General features: G+C 58.7%; 13 protein-coding genes and 1 pseudogene. 8 read left to right on the top strand and 6 right to left on the bottom strand.

Going from position 1 to position 17,396, the window contains the following annotated elements; all coding sequences use genetic code 11:
• Positions 1 to 204 precede the first annotated feature (204 nt).
• From PUT78_RS13075 to PUT78_RS13045, 8 genes and pseudogenes are all read left to right on the top strand, one after another.
• Positions 205 to 552 carry a LysR substrate-binding domain-containing protein gene (locus PUT78_RS13075; protein WP_337994684.1) on the top strand — a complete coding sequence of 116 codons (348 nt, stop codon included), beginning with the start codon at positions 205 to 207 and terminating at the stop codon, positions 550 to 552.
• A 264-nt stretch (positions 553 to 816) separates the two neighbouring features.
• Positions 817 to 1,833, top strand: a complete 1,017-nt coding sequence (locus PUT78_RS13070; protein WP_274352710.1) for a helix-turn-helix domain-containing protein — start codon at positions 817 to 819, stop codon at positions 1,831 to 1,833.
• Positions 1,834 to 2,414: 581 nt separating this feature from the next.
• The gene (locus tag PUT78_RS13065; protein ID WP_274352709.1) at positions 2,415 to 6,500 is read left to right on the top strand and encodes an autotransporter domain-containing protein; all 4,086 of its coding nucleotides are present in this window, start codon (positions 2,415 to 2,417) and stop codon (positions 6,498 to 6,500) included.
• Between the two features lie 181 nt (positions 6,501 to 6,681).
• Complete coding sequence (locus PUT78_RS13060; protein WP_274352708.1) at positions 6,682 to 6,942, top strand: CopG family ribbon-helix-helix protein; 261 nt, start codon at positions 6,682 to 6,684, stop codon at positions 6,940 to 6,942.
• Positions 6,939 to 7,127 carry a type II toxin-antitoxin system RelE/ParE family toxin gene (locus PUT78_RS23805; RefSeq protein WP_420793500.1) on the top strand — a complete coding sequence of 63 codons (189 nt, stop codon included), beginning with the start codon at positions 6,939 to 6,941 and terminating at the stop codon, positions 7,125 to 7,127. The genes PUT78_RS13060 and PUT78_RS23805 overlap by 4 nt, the downstream gene beginning before the upstream one ends.
• A 481-nt stretch (positions 7,128 to 7,608) precedes the next feature.
• A pseudogene (locus tag PUT78_RS13055) lies at positions 7,609 to 8,603 on the top strand (IS30 family transposase).
• Positions 8,604 to 9,466: 863 nt separating this feature from the next.
• Positions 9,467 to 9,958 (top strand): hypothetical protein, encoded by a 492-nt coding sequence (locus PUT78_RS13050; protein WP_274352707.1) that lies wholly within the window; start codon positions 9,467 to 9,469, stop codon positions 9,956 to 9,958.
• A gap of 85 nt (positions 9,959 to 10,043) precedes the next feature.
• A complete protein-coding gene (locus tag PUT78_RS13045; RefSeq protein ID WP_274352706.1) occupies positions 10,044 to 11,315 on the top strand; it encodes a surface lipoprotein assembly modifier in 1,272 nt (423 codons plus the stop codon).
• A gap of 195 nt (positions 11,316 to 11,510) precedes the next feature.
• Here PUT78_RS13045 and PUT78_RS13040 read toward each other — a convergent pair whose 3' ends face one another.
• Genes PUT78_RS13040 through PUT78_RS13015 form a run of 6 tightly spaced genes read right to left on the bottom strand, consistent with a single transcriptional unit; the run spans position 11,511 to position 17,393 of the window.
• The gene (locus PUT78_RS13040) at positions 11,511 to 12,509 is read right to left on the bottom strand and encodes a carbohydrate kinase family protein (protein ID WP_274352705.1); all 999 of its coding nucleotides are present in this window, start codon (positions 12,507 to 12,509) and stop codon (positions 11,511 to 11,513) included.
• Entirely contained in the window at positions 12,506 to 13,177 is a 672-nt protein-coding gene (locus PUT78_RS13035) for a D-lyxose/D-mannose family sugar isomerase (RefSeq protein ID WP_274352704.1), read from the bottom strand. Before PUT78_RS13035 ends, PUT78_RS13040 begins: the two co-directional genes overlap by 4 nt.
• Positions 13,174 to 14,322, bottom strand: coding sequence for a Gfo/Idh/MocA family protein (locus tag PUT78_RS13030; RefSeq protein ID WP_274352703.1), 1,149 nt, complete (start codon positions 14,320 to 14,322; stop codon positions 13,174 to 13,176). The genes PUT78_RS13035 and PUT78_RS13030 overlap by 4 nt, the downstream gene beginning before the upstream one ends.
• A 3-nt stretch (positions 14,323 to 14,325) precedes the next feature.
• The gene (locus PUT78_RS13025) at positions 14,326 to 15,150 is read right to left on the bottom strand and encodes a class I fructose-bisphosphate aldolase (protein ID WP_274352702.1); all 825 of its coding nucleotides are present in this window, start codon (positions 15,148 to 15,150) and stop codon (positions 14,326 to 14,328) included.
• 52 nt (positions 15,151 to 15,202) lie between these two features.
• Complete coding sequence (locus PUT78_RS13020) at positions 15,203 to 16,609, bottom strand: mannitol dehydrogenase family protein (RefSeq protein WP_274352701.1); 1,407 nt, start codon at positions 16,607 to 16,609, stop codon at positions 15,203 to 15,205.
• Positions 16,610 to 16,664: 55 nt separating this feature from the next.
• The gene (locus tag PUT78_RS13015) at positions 16,665 to 17,393 is read right to left on the bottom strand and encodes an SDR family oxidoreductase (protein ID WP_274352700.1); all 729 of its coding nucleotides are present in this window, start codon (positions 17,391 to 17,393) and stop codon (positions 16,665 to 16,667) included.
• Between the last annotated feature and the right edge of the window lie 3 nt (positions 17,394 to 17,396).

The raw sequence follows: 17,396 nt of genomic DNA, 5'->3' as shown, positions 1-17,396 counted from the left end.
GTAACGGTCGTGGCCGTGATCAATTGTTTCTGTGGCAATTCCAGAAGATTGTCGTGGGTGAGCTTGATCTTGTCGTTCGTGATTGCTCCTGTCACGGTCAGAACCGGCTCGCTGGCGGCAAGCGGGTAGGCTGCCAAGAGTATCAACAGACTAAACGACAGTAATCTTATCATATTCGAAATTATGCTCCTGCATTCTTAGGGCCTGTGGACATTCAAACTTCCAAAATGGAGGTTTGACCTGCGGCTTGTCAGTTTCGACCCGGACTGGTCGCCAATGGGGGCCGCGATCCGGCGCGCATTCGTCGCAAATGGCCTTGAGTACCGCCTTGACTGTCAGGTGCCGTTTAGTTCGACTGTTTGTCACATGGTCAGCGCCTGTGGCGGCATCGGGATTATCTACGCACTAACCGCGCAAAGCACACTGACGCTTAACCTTTCTGTGCGGTCGATCCAGTCGGTTCCGCCGTTGCCCCTGTGCGTATTTCATCGTCGTGACAAGCCCCTGACTGCGCGAACGCAGGAGGTGCTTCTGGCGTTGAAGAAACTGTAATGTGTCAACGACCCGCTGACCTAGCCCCATGTTCGGGGCCGTTCAGGTGTTGAATCCGCCCCTCTCCCAGACAGAAAATCATCGCGGAAAACGCAAGCGTCACCCGGTTCGGTTTGCGGGCATCAGGACAATCGCTCACATGAACAGCGCCACCGCAGTTGCAAACCAGTCAACCGAAGCCTTGCTCATCCGGGTTGCATGGCGTGTTTGTTTCTATAACATTTCTCGGATATTGCGGCGAAAGCCCAAGTATGGGGGAACATTTTGACAGATTCGCACGAAAGGCGTGCTGCGCGCCATCCCGTTGCCAAAGCTAAAAGGGCGGGCACCAGCTTTCGCGCGGTCTCCACCAAAAGTCAGAGGCCAAGTCAGCGTTTCGAGTTCTGGCGCAGCCTGTTTCCGCGCATTGATCTGGACACCGTGGAAGAAGACGGCCAGCGGGATTTCAGGGGAAACCTTCTGCATTTTGGTACCGAGGACGGTGCGACCTTCGTATTCTCCTCGAACGACGATACGCGCGCCAGTTTTGGACGACCAGAAGGTGATTTCCTGATGCTGAGTCTGACTGTTGCCGGTTCGGCGAAGTTGCAGCATGGCCACGACACGCGCCTCATCTCCACTCCCGGCACAGGGCTTGTCATAGTCGATGGGGGGCAGGCGTTTACGACCATCTCGCGCGATCACAGCGTCATCTCGCTGATGCTGCCGAGAGATAGGGCGGAAAGGGCCATCGGCAACGATCTTTCTGTCCTTCGCAATGGGCTGGTGAGCCTGCCGCAGGAAGGTATGGCGCATCTTCTGACATCACACTTGCAAACGATGGCCATGGAAGGGGAGAGCCTCGACGGACATTCTGCCGACATCGCTATGAAGGCGGCCGTCGACATGGCATTTGGTGCCCTGACACAAGCGAAAAACCGGGAAGACGGACAGACAGCCATCCCCACCGGGCACGATGCGGGCCTTCGCGCCGCAGCCCGGCGCTATATCCACCTGCACTGCCAGAACCACAAGCTGACAGCAGCCGGGATCGCGCGCGCCATTGGCTGCTCGCGGGCGCATCTCTACCGGGTCTTTGCTGCAAAGGAAATCTCGGTCGGCGATGTCCTCAGGACGGCACGCCTTGAGCGGGCGAGCGCGCTGCTCATCACGTTTGCGGACATGCCGGTTAAGTTCGTCGCAAGCCGTTGCGGCTACGCTGACGCGGCTGCCTTTGCACGTGCGTTTCGTGGCTATAATGGGATGACTCCGCAGGAGTATCGCGAACTTTTCCGCCGCTGAACGGAACGGGTGGCCGAATGGAGAAAACCATCCGCCGGTGGGCAGCCACGGGCTACCTGCTGGATGTGCCAAACGTAATTGTTCACAATCCGCATCGCCCGTTCGTCCCATGATGCGGGCATGGTCAACCGATATGCGTTGCCAGCAATGTGTCGGCCCTGATAGCGAAAACGGCGCGAGAAACCGGTAAATTTCCGGCCAATGAGACGCTGTGCATTGACTTTAGACACCCTGCACAGCGGCTTATTGCTAATCTTTCGTCGTGACCATTCCACTGCGGCTGCGGCATTGCCGGTCCGGGCATGTAGGGTGGGCGTATTGAGCGGGGGCAGTATCCCGGATCGGACTGGTACTACTGTCTGGGGCGAACCGCCGGTTTCAAGACGTCGGACTCATGGGGTTCCTGCCGGGATTGAACATGAAAGAATGGTCGGCTGACCGGGCATGACCATACGAGGGAGAAGTACATGATGTTTTCCGGGGATCGAGCAAGTCCTTGCGGCTCGAAAGTATTGCCCGGCCCATACGCCGGGTTGATTGATGTTGGCTGCAAAGCAATCGTGGGGCGAGGGACGCGGACAATGAAAACCGGAATTGGACCGCAAGGCTTTGTGCGTGCGTGGGGGCACAAATGGCGGCGGGCAGTGCTGGCGGGCAGCACGGCGCTGACCTTTGCTGCAAGTCCGGCGCTGGCGCAGAGCGTTTCTTCCATCGACAATGATGCGCATGAAATCGTCGACGGAACGGGCACCGGCACGCAGCCCAGTTCATGGGAGATTGGCGGCCCCCTCTTTGTTGGCGAAACTGGCGTCGGCGCGCTCACCATCGAAAATGGCGGCCGGGTGTCCAACACGTGGGGCGTTATCGGCCGCTATTCTGGTTCGATGGGCGATGTGATCGTGTCGGGCATGGATGCTGACGGGAACGCCTCGACCTGGAGCAATTCCGGCACCCTCGTTGTTGGCGACACTGGCGTCGGCGCGCTCACCATCGAAAATGGCGGACGGGTGTCCAATACGTCGGGCGTTATCGGCCGCAATCCTGGTTGGGTGGGCGATGTGATTGTTTCGGGCATGGATGCTGACGGGAACGCCTCGACCTGGAGCAATTCCGGCACTCTCTTTGTCGGTGATGGGGGCACCGCCACGCTGACGATTTCGGATGGCGGGGTTGTGACCTCCGGGGCGACCTATCTTGGCGTTGACAGGGCTGACGCATCGGGTGCAATCGCACTTAACAGCAATGGCGTTCTTGCCACCGGTTTTATTGAGCAGGGTTTGGGGTCCGGGACGGTTTCGTTCGATGGCGGCATATTGCGTGCGACTGAGGACCAAGCCGATTATCTGCGCAATTTCAGTTCCGGCGATGTAACCATCAGCGCAGGTGGCTTGACCTTTGACACGGACGGGTTCGACACCGGCATCGCGACCGGACTGCAAGGGAGCGGCGGGCTGACCCTGACTGGAGATGGCAGGCTGACACTGCGCGGCGTGAATTCCTATACGGGCAATACTCATGTCGCCGGGGGTATTTTAATCGTTGACGGCACGATTGCCAGTTCCGCACTGCTCACAGTCAGTTCCGGTGCAATGCTCGGCGGTTCGGGTACGGTGGGTACCGTGGCCGTAGCGGATGGCGGCATTCTTGCGCCGGGCAATTCCGTTGGCACACTGACAGTGGACGGCGACCTGTCGCTGTCGTCGGGTTCCATTCTCGAATATGAAATCGGCAGCCCCGGAACAGCACCCGATCTGGGCACCAGCGACCGTATCGATGTGACCGGCGACCTCGCGCTGAACAGCACGCTGAACCTTTCGCAAAGCGACGACGCGACCGATGGCACGGCGGGCTTCGGCTATTACCGGCTGATGACCTATGGCGGTGATCTGAGCGGCGACGGGCTGCAGATCGGGACCACGCCTGTGCTGACGGGTCCGGTCAGCTATGAGGTCCTGACGGGCAACGGCAATGTCGACCTGTTCATCGGCACCCTTGGCGACGATACGCTGCAGCATTGGCAAGGCGGCGACGGCACATGGAATGCCGCCAACACCCGATGGCTGAACCAGGGTGGCGACGTATCCCTCGTCTGGGCCGGTAATCATGCCGTGTTCAGAAACGAGCCGGGCGGCTTTGCCGGTGGCACGATCACCGTCGAGGGCGCGCAGAATTTCAAGGGTCTGCAATTCGTCGACGAAGGCTATCGGCTGGAAGGCGATGGGGCCCTGCAGACGGATATGGATGGCAGCGAGATCCGCGTGCTGGCCGACAACGCTGAGATTGCGACCGAGATCACCGGCACAGGCGGCATCACCAAGACACAAGCAGGCACGCTGGTCCTGTCCGGCCAGAATACCTATCAGGGCGGGACCACCATTCTCGAGGGAGCGGTGCAGGTCTCCGAAGACGCCAATCTGGGCGCGGCAAGTGGCGGCCTCATTCTCGATGGTGGCACGCTTGCGACCGTTGCCGATATGGACAGTGCCCGTTCGGTCGAATTGGCTGGCACCGGTGCCTTTGACGTGGCAGCGAACACCACGCTGCACCTGACCGGCGTGACCGGTGGCGCGGGTGATCTCCTCATGCTAGGTGACGGAACTCTGGTTCTTACCGGCGCGAACACCTATGAAGGCGACACACTGGTGAGTGCGGGCACACTCATCGGCGATGCGACCGCAATCCGGGGAAATATCGGTAATGCGGGCACGATGGTGTTCGATCAGACCGGTACTGCCAGTTTTGTCGGCAATATCGGCGGGCTGGGCAGCGCCAACGGCCAGATGGAGATGCAGGGCGGCGGTACGCTCATGCTGGAGGGTATCTCCACCCTCGACTGGACGGTCCGGTCCGGCGGCCTTGTCTCGGCGGCGGGCCGGTTTGCCGGGGATGTGGAAATTGGCGCGAACGGGACGTTCACCTTCGATCAGGCCGATGATGCCAATTATGCTGGTGTCCTGTCAGGAGCAGGCGGCATCATCAAGGATGGCGACGGCTTTGTGTTGCTTTCCGGCGACAGCTCGGCCTTTGCTGGCACGACAACCATCACCCGCGGTACGCTGCTGGTGGGCGATGCGGACGGCAACGGCGCGCTCGGCGGCAGCCTCGATGTTCTGGGTGGGGCAACGCTTGGCGGGTCAGGCACAATTGGCGCGGGAACGGGCTCTCTGGTGACGGTCGCATCGGGCGGCACGCTCTCGCCCGGCAACTCCATCGGTACGCTGACAGTGAACGGTGATCTCATCTTCGCGGCTGGCTCCCGCTTTGAGGTCGAGGTGAACCCGGATGGAACCGATAGCGACCTTATCGCGGTAACCGGCGATGCCATCCTCAACGGTGGTTCGGTTGCCCATATCGGAGCGTCCGGGGAATACGATCTGCGTTCGAGCTACACTATCCTTTCGGCAGACGGCACGCTTACCGGCACGTTTGATAATGTGTCCACCGACTTCGCCTTCCTCAATCCCGATTTGACCTATGACTACGGGGCGCGCACCGTCAATCTCGCGTTGGTCCGCAACGACATCGATTTCGCGTCTGCAGCGCTGACGCGAAATCAGATAGCCACGGCAGACGGTATTGAGAGCATCGGGATTAATGCGGGCCATGCGGTCTATGACGCAATCGCCCGGCTTGCCGATGATGAAGAGCTGATCCGCACAAGCTTTGACCAGCTTTCGGGCGAAATCCATGCCTCGGCAAGGACGATACTGATCGAGGACAGCCGCTTTGTGCGCGATGTCGTCAATGCGCGCCTGCGTGCGGCTTTTGCCGCGCCGGGCGCATCCCGGATGCCGGCGCTCGCCTATCATGCTGGCGGGACACCCATGCAGGTGTCGGCAGACCATGCCGGTCCGGTGTTCTGGACACATGGTGCCGGGACCAGGGGATCTGCCGAAGGCAATGGCAATGCCGCGGGTTTCGATCGTTCCGGCGGGGGTTTTCTGCTTGGCTCGGATGTGCTTGTCGGCAACTGGCGGCTGGGTCTGGCGGCGGGTTACAGCCGCACGCGCTTCAATATCGATGACCGCGCTTCTTCAGGGTTAAGTAAGAATTATCATCTCGGGATTTACGGCGGCGGCGCGTGGGATTCCGTCCGGTTTTCGGGTGGGCTCTTCTATACCCGGCACAGCGTGGAGATCGAGCGTACCGCCGCTTTTGCAGGTTTTGCCGATGGCCTTTCCTCCGGTTACAACGCCCGCAGTCTGATGGCTTTTGGCGAACTTGGTTACCGCATCGAGACCGCGCGTGCGGCTTTCGAGCCCTTTCTGGGCTTTGCCCATATTAATCTGCGCTCAGGTGGCTTTGCAGAGGATGGCGGTGCCGCTGCCTTGTCTGCGGGCAGCCAGAGGACAACCACAAGCTTCGCGACGCTGGGTGTCAACGCCGCAACGGAGCTTGATCTCGGCGGCACGCGGGCGCGCCTGCGTGGCACTCTGGGCTGGCGGCGGGCGTTCGGGGATACCACGCCACTTGCCACACACGGGTTTGCCGGCAGCGACCCCTTTGGCGTTGCCGGTATTCCCGTCGCCCGAAACGCCGCGGTCATCGAGGCAGGCCTTGCGCTTGGCCTTAGCCGGAATTCCACACTCGATCTTGCCTATAGCGGGCAGATTGCGCGCGGCGTGCGGGAGCATAGCCTCCGGCTCAGTCTTGCAATGCAGTTCTGAGAACCGGAAAGCCTCTGCGCATGATAATCAGCCGGGCTTGCCAACTCGTTGAGGCGGCGAAGCTTTTGTCCTGAATGATCCAGCAACGTAGTCCGGATCGGCATTCGTCACCCTGTGTGGCTGCGATTGCTCTCCGATCAAAATGTGCTTAGATGTGTACAACCGAGCACAGGAGCTTGCCATGCCCGCCAGCACCACCATGACGATCCGCCTCAGTCCTGAAGTAAAGGACAAGCTGGGACGGCTGGCGCGGGGCACCCGGCGCAGCAGGTCTTTTCTCGCAAGTGAAGCGGTTGAAGCCTATGTCGCCCGTGAACTGGAAATCATCGACGGAATCCAGCGCGGACTTGCAGATGTCGCCGCTGGTCGCGTTGTTTCGCATGACGCGGCGATGGATGAACTCCGGTCGGTAATTGATGCCGCTCAGGACGGGAAGGCGTGAAGCGCAGCGTAATCTGGTCACGCGATGCACGGGACGACATCAAGGCACAAATAGCTTACATCGCAGCAGAAAATCCGATCGCAGCGCAGCGCGTTGCGGACGTGATCAGCAATGCTGCGGCGGCGCTCTCGGACATCCCGACCGGCAGGCCTGGCGCGTCACCGACACTTATGAAAAGTCAGTGACGCCGCTGCCCTACATCAGTGCATATGCGATTCCGGCCAGCGCAACTGGCGAATCCATTGCAATCATCCGTGTGATCCATAAAGCACGGGATTGGCCCATCGGCCAGTGGCCAGAGTCCTGAGCCATGCAATCTGTGCGCCAGAAAGTTATTCCCTCCTGCCTTGCGCCCCGACGCTCCGGGCGACGGATAGGGAAGGGGGGGCTGTTGCAAGACGATGGCGGGCTTTGTCGGCAACCAGTTGTAGACCATTGACCATAGGCGCGACCTGTCGCCGCCGGGGATCATGACGCGCCTCGACAGTCAGGCCTGTGATCTCGCGTTCGGCAACAAAGATAGCATCGGAGCGTTTGATGGCTGCCCGCGCTATGGGGGAAATATTAACATAATATTGCTTATGGGGTAATTCCGTGTGCCGGGGGCACATTCTAGAATGGGTTGCGACACCTCCTCTATCTTGCTGGAAAGCGAGGAGAACGGACATGGCGCATACAGAGCTGGATTTGCGTGAGAGACGCATAATCGAGGACATGTTGAACGAAAAATTCTCGATCAGCAAAATTGCAGCTGAGCTCGGGAAACATCGCTCAACAGTCTACCGGGACATAAAGCGGAACTTTTACACGGATGAAGAGCTGCCGAATCTCAGTGGTTACTACGGTGTGATTGCACAACGGAAAGCAGAAGCTCGGCGTGCGCGGCGGCGACAGTTGATCCGTCTTCCCAAGCTTCGGAAGGCCGTTATCACCCAGTTGAAAGAAGGCTGGTCCCCCGAACAGATTGCCGGCCGGCTTGCATTCGAAGGACATGCCATCCGTGTCAGCCATGAAACGATCTACGCCCACGTCTATAGCGCCGAGGGACAATGCGAACAACTCGCCAGATACCTTCCAAGTCGCCGCAAGAAACGGCGGTCCTGGTATGCCAGACGGCCAAGAGGACAGGTATTTCCGCCAGATCGGTCCATCCATCAGCGACCAGAGCATGTGAACACCCGCGAGCCATTTGGCGACTGGGAAGGCGATCTGATGATTTTCGAGCGCGCCCAGGGCAACATGAATGTTGCCTCACTTGTCGAGCGCAAGACGAGGTTTGCCGTTCTGTTTCGCAACAACGATAGCAGCTCCAACCACTTCATGCGCAAGCTGATGGACGTGATGGAGCCCCTGCCCCAACCAGCGCGCAGATCAATCACCTTCGACCGAGGCTTCGAGTTCAGGGAATGGCGGAAGCTCAAGTCGGGCATCGGGACCGACAGCTGGTTTTGTGACCCGCAGGCGCCTTGGCAAAAGGGATCCGTCGAGAACCTGAACAAGCGTGCGCGTCGCTATCTGCCAAGAGATGCACCCGTGGCCGCGCTCTCAGATCGCGATATGAAGGCGATTTGCGACCGCTTAAACAGCACGCCCAGAAAAAGTGCCTCGAATGGCGAACACCGGCCGATGCATTCAGGGGCGAACTGATGAAACTGAGATAGCGGAACCTATAGCAACGTGCCTTGAGATTCCACGGGGTCTCCTACCTTGCCGGATTTGCTCACGTCACCGATCTTGGCGACATTCCTTTGCAAGGTAGCGGGGACATTTCCAAACTGTTGCAACAATTGCATTGTAGTGCAATACACGAACTTGACGGCTAGAGCAAAGCTACAGCCAGCCTCACGGAAGGTAGTTCGTATGCGAGTTTTCGTGGATATGATGATTTCCGTAATCTTTACGATCTATCTGCTGACAATGCTAGGTGCGGCTGTCGTGACATATTATGTGTTGGCCACGCGCGACCTTGCGGGTTGGGTTCCTTGGGCGGGCGCATTTGGTGTCACCGTGGTGCTTGCTGCTCCCTATGTATTTTGGCCAAGTGGGAATAAAGTAGGTCGTTCGGATGACCGAAGGACTACGACTCGTAGCCAATAGATGCCATTAGCGGAGAGCGCGGCATTTTAAGCGTGCGACCATGCCCACCTGACGGGCGGTGGCATCCGATACCAAGGAAGCCTACCGTCTTCATAAGACACGCCATTCACGCCAATAGCGACATCGTTTCCGAGTCATCGGGTTCATGCAAGCCTATTTCGATTCTGCGATAACCTAAGTTGCTACAAAACTTTTTCTCATCCCCCGAACGGGGGACGCGGGGCATATGCCCAATTGATAACTTAAATTAGTTTTGAATAACCTAAGAGGGAAGACAATGGGCATGAAAAGGTCTGTGGCGTTGGGATTGATGTTGCCACTTGTGATATCAGTCTCTGCCTGTGGCGGAGGCGGTGGCGGCAGTAACGGGGGTGGCCAAATTTATGATTCAGATGTGCCTGCGCCGGGGAGCGAGGAGTTCGAGGCAATGCCGCCAGAACTGCAGGATCTGGTCACCGAGTTTCAGGAACGCAACAGTGGGACCCCGAGCGATGCCAGCACGTTGGCTGGGCCAGCGACTTACTCCGGCGCTGTAGCGATGGCCATTGACGACAATGAAGATGACGAGAACCCGACAATCCTGCTCGGCGAAATTGGATTGACGGCGGATTTCGACCATGACTCGATCAGTGGTGAACTCGGCAGCTTCACAGCTTTCGGCGATGAAGAGACTGTGGCAATTACCGGTGAACTTACGTTTACCAATGGGGTCATAACCGGCAGTTCTTTCTTGGGGACCAACTTGGGCGGCACGCTATTCGATCCGGACGATGATGGCTTTGACTTCTCCGGCACCATTGAGGGAACATTCCTGACTGATGGTGGGGGCCAGGTGATCGGTATTCTGGCAGGAACAATCACAGATGGTGATGGATCCATAGATGACTTTGACGGCATTTTCTCAGCTGACAAGGACTGACGATCCGCGTGTTTGTCGCGTTACCTGAAAATGTGCAGCATCCAAACCGGGTGCTGCACATATATTGCAAGATTAGTTGAGGAAAATGAAACATTCGAAGTTGCGATACCTGCTTGGTGCCGTCTTCTCAATCCTCGTGCTTCCAGCTTTGGTGGGTGCGCAGACTGTTTCTGATGCGAGGTCTGGTTCGCGCGATTCCGGGACGCAAACAGTTTCCCAGCAAGAGTTTCTTGAACGAGCGATTTTGCCGGCATGGGTCGAAGCTGTCGGGCACATGCGCGCAGACCGCCCCCGTGCAGCCATCCTAATTCTGGAGCGCCTTGTGACGTTTGCACCCGCCGAGCATCGCTTCCGGCTCGAGCTTGCCCGCGCCTATTTTCTGGTTCAGGATGATGAAAAGGCCGCGTTCCATTTCGAGCAGTCTCTTGGCGCAAACCTGCCTGACGCCACCCGTGATGCGGTTTTCCAGTATCAAGAGCGTATCCGCGAGCGCAAGCGCTGGGAGGCGCAGTTAAGCTTTTCTATTGCTCCGGAATCCAACCCTGCGCGCAGAACTAATGCCGAAACCATTTCACTTTTGGGTGGTGAGTTCAGATTAGGTCAAGATGCCGAGGCGGCGACAGCACTGCACGTGACTGGGCGCTTGACCTATCTTCCTCGTATCGGCCGCGATCTAAACGCAAGATTATCAGCATCCCTTGACGCAAGGGTGTTCGAAAACAGTGACTTGAACGATATTCGTGCAGGCATAGAAGCGGGGCTGGTTCTTCGAGGCGATGGTGGGCGCGAAGCCGGAATTGGGCTGAGTGCATCGCGGCGCTGGATCGGTTCTTCGCCTTTTGCGCACAGTATCGGGGTCTATGGAAATTACGAGATAAGGTTGACGCCGCGGACAAGATTGCGGTTCCGTGGTGATTACGAACGCCTCCGTCATGACACGCTGACCCGCCGAGACGGAACACGTCAAAAGCTACAGCTCAACCTCACCCATGTAATGACGCCGAGATTCGGACTGCGGGGCGGCGGCTTCCTGACCCGAACCAAGGCCGAAAGCGATGTTGAAAGCGGGATGCAATCAGGACTGAGTTTTGGTGCGACCTATGTCTTTGAAGGTGGCTTGGTGACTGCTTTGGATCTTGGCTATGCGCGCGAACGCCGCGATGGAGCTTCAACGCTTTTTCAGACGGTGAGATCTGATCGCACGACCACGGCTACTTTCGGCCTGCTGCATCGTGAAATTGAGTTCAGGGGGTACGCGCCGCGTCTCGACCTCTTGCTCGAACGGCGCAACTCCACCATCGAGCTGTATAATTTCAAGAATGCGCGCGTCTCTGTCGGTTTGACACGGAGTTTTTGACGATTAGGTGCTCATCTCAACTCCGGTGGTGCTGCCTTACTCTATGTGGCGAAGGGGTAGCAGGCTTTTGCCTGGAACCAGATGATGGCGATGAATGTGCCTGAATCGCAGCCGCAGCTGCTGATATATCTTATTTCTTTGCGGTACATCATGGCTGGAATAACGGCGGAGTCAGTCAAATGATTGCGCCATGCCTCAGGTCTGATCCGTCGGCGGTGGATGGAGTAAATCGCGTCCCAGTCCCCCTGTCGCCGTTTGTGCGCCAAGACAGGCCCGGGCTGCCCGACACCCCAGATTGATCGCCGCATCCCGCGACCACCCCTCGTGCAACCCATGGATCACACCCGCAGCAAAGGCATCCCCTGCCCCAACCGGGCTAAGGATGTTCGCTGCAGGGACTTTCTGCGGAACATGAATCATGGCGTCACCCGCTTCCATCCATACGACGCGGGCGGCAGAATGCATGATAACCGCACGGCGCACCCCTCCGTCTGCGAGCGCCTTCGCGGCCCGGATCATGCCCGCATCATCTGTTTCGCCATTGATAGCAAGACCCGTTGCGCGCGCGGCCTCGACCTCATTCAGGAACAGGATATCGACCTCGGGCAAAACGCCGAAGACGGTGTCGTGATACGTCGCGCTGTGCGACGACACTAGATCAATGCAGGTCATGATCCCTGCCGACCGTGCATCGGCAAGAACATCCGCTGCCACAGGCCTGCCGTTCGGGCCTGTTTTATCCAGCCCGGCCAGTAGATTGATATACCCGATATAAAGGATTCTCAGATACGATGCGGCCAGCGCATCGACGTCGATATGCGCAGAGCTGAGCAGATCATTGGCACCGGGGTGATAGAAGAAGGTCCGGCTGTCCCCCGGCAGGTTCATCACATGAGATTGCGAGGTCGCCGCCGCCTCTGTCTGTACGATCCGTGCGGTGTCAAGACCCGCAGCCTTGCAATGCGCAAGGACCTCGTCGCCGATAAAGTCTGTGCCAATCAACCCGATAGGCACCACCGGATAGTTTGCACCCATCGCCACCAGATTGGCCGCGACATTCGCGGCCCCCCCGCCCAACCCGCTGGTCTGGCCCAGAATGCGCACGAGTTCGGATTTCTCCGGCCATGCAGAAATGTCATGCACGATATCAAGGATCCAGTTCCCTGCACAGGCGACACCACGTCGTCCGGTCACGCATTGCCCCCTTCGTTCCACAGCAGGCGATGCGTCGGCTCATCCTCTTCGATTTCCGAGAAACGCCCGATCGGTTCCAGAAAGAAATTGTCGCCCCGGTCGTCATTGCATTGGCTGACCTCGGCGACAAAAACCGGGGCATCCTCGCCCCAGAAGCGGTGCTGAAGCCCTCTGGGGATGGTGATCCCCTGCCCTGCGCGTATGCGGTGAACCTGTCCGAATGCCGGAAAAACCTCACCATCAATACGCAGTTCGTCGGCCACCGGCTCGCCGGTGATAGGCTCGACCATACCCTCGTGTGTGAACTCGACGCAAAGCGTCCCGCCGCCGCGTACAATGATATCTTCCAGCTTCATCCGGTGGGCGTGGAAAGGTGTTTCTTGATCGACACCGACAAACAGCAATTTCTCGGCATAGGGTCTTTCACCCGCGACACCATACAGCCCGTTGCGCACACAAAAGAGGACAAGGCCACATGTTTCAAATCGCCCGAGGCCAAAATCGGTAACGTCCCAGCCGATCTGACGCTCTGACAACCATGCACTGCGCGCGCGATTGGCGATGTGATCCTGGGGTGTCCAGTTGGCAAAATCCGGCAGCACCCAGCCATGATCGGATAGCATGGCTTCGGCTTGTCGGATGGCTGAATTGATGGCGGATCTCCTCATGTATGGTACTCCACTTGGACGACGCGATCCTCTGTTCCCGCTGTTAGTGCGGCGGTCAGGATGGCGTGGTGTTTCGCTGCTTCTTCGGGTGTTGCGCAAGGGAAACCGCGGGCATCGCCCCCAGCCGCCTCGTCGACAAAGGCCGCCCACATCTGCAGGATGGCATCGGTAAATCCGAATTCAAAGATGCCGCCCGTGATTGTCGGAAACAGTGACTGATAGCCCAGATCCTCGACTTGCCAACACTGGGGGCTGCCGACAGTATAGTCCATGAACTGCCATTGTCGCGGCGACTTGGTAGAAAACTCCGCTGATCCATGCATGCCCAGAATCCTGATGCGCCAGGTGTTCGACTCGCCCGGCGCGATGCGCCATGTGCGCAGCGTCAGTGGAAAGGCCCCCGGCCCGTCACCTACCCGGCCATGGATCGTGGCATTGTCCCAGGTCTCGCATGGGACACGCGCACCTGTGGCATCGGGCCGCGACGTGACCCGTTTCACAAGGCTTGCATGAATCGTGTCCGGGGCCCAGCCCAGCCTGAGTGGCACATGGCAGACATGCATGCCAAGATCGCCCATGCATCCATAATCCCCGTTCACCCCGACCATCCGTTTCCAGTTGATTGCCTTGTCCGGGTTTATGTCGGATGAATGCAGGAAATCACATTCCACTTCGAGGATTTCGCCCGCCCGCCCCGCGCGCGCGAAGTCGAGAACCTTTTGCGCCCCCGGATAAAAGGGCATCTCGGATGAACAGCGGATCAGTTGCCCCTGCGCGCGTCTGGCCAGCGCCGCCATAATGGCGGTGTTCTGGGCGCGGTCCATGCCGAAGGGCTTTTCCCCCAGTAGATGCTTGCCCGAGGCAATAATCTCTGGGTAGATATCCCCATGCAGAACATGGGGAACCGCACAATAGAGTGCGTCGATCTGATCATCGGCCAGCAGCGCGCGGTAATCCGTGGTCTTCAGGCGCACCGAGGGCAGATGATCCGAATACCAGTCCATAAGGCCCGGATTGGTGTCGCATACTGCCACAATCTCGGGCCGGGCCCGCATGTCCTGCAGGTGCATCCAACGGGCGGCGGCAGAGGCGAATTCTCGCCCCATCAGACCGCAACCGATAATGCCGAAACGAATGGTTTTCATGGCTCAGCCCAACATTGCAAGCGCATCGGGCACCGTGGCCCCGTCATGCACGATCGCCATCAACGCGGCCGTCATGCCCGCGGGGTTGGCGTGGTGGATGACGTTGCGGCCATAGACAATGCCGCGCGCCCCCTGTTCCATCAGAACTTTGGTGCGGTTCAGAATCTCTTCGTCACTGACCTTACCACCGCCGCGCACCAGCACGGGAATGCCCTGCGCGATCTCGATCACCCGGTGGTATTCGGTCGGGTCGTCGCAGGGATCAGCCTTGATGATATCGGCCCCCAGTTCTGCGGCCTGCCGGACCAGCGGCAGGATCTTGTCCAGATCACCATCAACCATATAGCCGCCCTTGGAATTGTCCTGCATCAACAATGGCTCGACCATTAGCGGCATGCCCATATCGTCGCATGCAGGTTTGAGACGGTTGATATTGCGCACGCAGGCTTCATAGACCTCGGGCTCATCCGGCAGCAGCAACAGATTCACCACGACGCAGGCCGCGTCCAGCCGCACGCCCTGTTCCACGGCCCGGTCAATCACCTCCGAGAACAGCTTACGCGGCAAGGGTGTGCCATAAACATTGGCGATATCGGTGCGCAGAACAAGCGCCGGGCGATCCTTGCCCGGACGTTCCTGCAGGATGCGCGCAGTCCCTGGCGGCAGCTGGATCGCATCAGGCCGCGCCGAAGCTACAGTCTCGATTGCGTTGCGCATGTTCTCGATGCCGTTCAGAAAAGTTTTCTCATTGAACATGCCATGATCAATCGCCACGTCAAAGCAATTGCCCGATATGCCGAACAAGCGGTTCATCCGTGCCTGTTTCATAAAGTCCCTCCCGTTTATTTGGTGGTGTCCCGGCGATCCTCCGCACCGTTTATCAGGACACATCCCTGTCGATGTAATGACTCAACGTGCGGCGCACCCCCTGTTCTGCCAGCATGCTGCGCCAATATGTAACCTTATCCGCAATTATTGGATCAGCCCCAATAGATGCAAGGACTGCCGGGGTATCAGGCGCGGGGTGCTGCATGTCGGGCGCTGTCACCGGGCGGCGCGTGTCTTCAATAGTCATAACGCGTCCTGCCTCGTCCTTCCCCTCAAGAAACCGCGCCCAGAGTGCGATTTCGAGACACAGACCGTCATGCTGCGGCCCTGCCGACAGTGCATCGCGCAGGATCGGCAGGATAAAGTTTTCCTGCCGTTCAGTGCTGTCTGCTGCCAGTCGTGCGATGGTGTCGCCAACCGCCGGGTTGGCAAACCGCGTGAACACACTGCCAAGATAGTCTGAATAGACCGTACCGGTGCCGCCGGGCAATGTTGGTATTATTTCGCGGGTCTGCAGCGCCTCCAGCCAGCGTTGAACAAGCGGGTCTGCCATGGCCGCGTGCACAAATTCATGCCCCAGCAGCATCGATGCCGCCGCCATTGACACATGCGAGGCATTCAGCAGGCGAAGCTTCATCAACTCATGCAGCGTGATGTCTTCGACAAACTCAACCCCGACTTTCTCAAGCGGCGGACGCCCTGCCGGAAAGTGATCCTCGATCACCCATTGGCGGAAGGGCTCGCATACCACAGGGACAGAATCGTCAATGCCAAAGTGATCGCGCACACGTGCGCGCTCGCGCTCGGTGGTTGCGGGGGTGATGCAGTCCACCATAGCATTGGGGAAAGATACATTTTGGCGAATCCATTCGGCAAAACCGGGATCAGAGAGTGCGGCCAACCCGGTCACCGCCGCGCGCACGACCTCTCCGTTGCCCAGAAGGTTGTCGCAGGAAAGTATGGTAAAGGGGCTGTGCCCGGCTGCGCGACGGGCCCGCAGCGCGGCAAGGATAATGCCAAAGACGGTCTGCGGATCATTGGGATTGGATGCATCATGCTGCACCTCGGCGCGCTGTGTGTCGAAACGCCGTGAACTGTCCAGAAAATAGCCGCCTTCTGTCACACTCAGTGTCACGATTCTGATCGCCGGGTCGGACATGGCCGCGATTATCGCCGCAGGCACCACTGGCAGAAAATCGATCATCGCACCTGTGACCCGCGCCGTCAGCGCGCCTGCGTCAAGGTCAACCACTGTGGTCAGGCAATCCTGCGCAAGAAGCCGGTCGCGCATCTGCGCATCGCCCGGCATGATTCCGGCCCCAAGAATTGCCCAATCCGTATGACCGCTGGCGGCCAGACGGTCAAAATATACACCCATATGCGCACGGTGGAAATTCCCAACACCCAGATGCACCACGCCTGCCGTAAGCGCGTGCCGGTCATACTTTGGCCAGGTCACATTCCCTGAATCCGGGATCACTGCCGTGTTTGAAAGAGGTATTGCCTTGCCCATCTCAGACCGCCGTAAAGCCGCCATCAATAGGCAAGGAGACGCCAGAAATCATCGACGCGCCGTCAGACAGCAGAAAGGCAATGGGGGCCGCGATTTCTGGCTCTGTGGCCCAGCGTCCCAGCGGCATTTGTTTCAGGAACGGCCCTTCGATTTCGGGGCGGCCCCAGTACCATGCGGACATCGGTGTCATCACCACAGTCGGATGCACCCCATTCACGCGGATGTTGTATTGCCCCAGCTCCAGCGCCGACACTCTGGTAATGTTGTCCAGTGCGGCCTTGGACGACCCGTAGGAAATATGCCCCTTCAACCCGACTAGCGACGCCTGACTTGACACATTGACAATCGTCCCACCTTGACCCAGCCGGATCATCGAGCGTGACGCGTATTTCGTCACCAGCAATGCGCCACGCGCATTGATCGAGATCACCTTGTCAAAGACAGAGATATCCGTTTCCATCGGCGTTGCGATTTCGCCGCCGAACCCCCCGCAATTCACCACACCCCAAAGATCGAGTTCTCCAAGTGCAGCTTCGACACTTTCTTCAGACGTCAGATCGAAGGCCAGCGTGCGGCAACCGGTCTCTTGCGCTAGGGCGCCGAGTTTTTCCAGGTTCTGCCCGGCGGCAATCACATCGGCGCCTTTCGCGCATAGCAGGCGCACCGTCTCACCGCCGATGCCACCGCTGGCCCCGGTTACGAGGATCGCCCCCTTGTCATAGTCAGCCATGTC

Source organism: Roseinatronobacter alkalisoli, assembly GCF_028745735.1.
GTDB classification, from domain to species: Bacteria; Pseudomonadota; Alphaproteobacteria; order Rhodobacterales; family Rhodobacteraceae; genus Roseinatronobacter; species Roseinatronobacter alkalisoli.
This window is presented reverse-complemented; position numbering and strand designations above follow the sequence as displayed.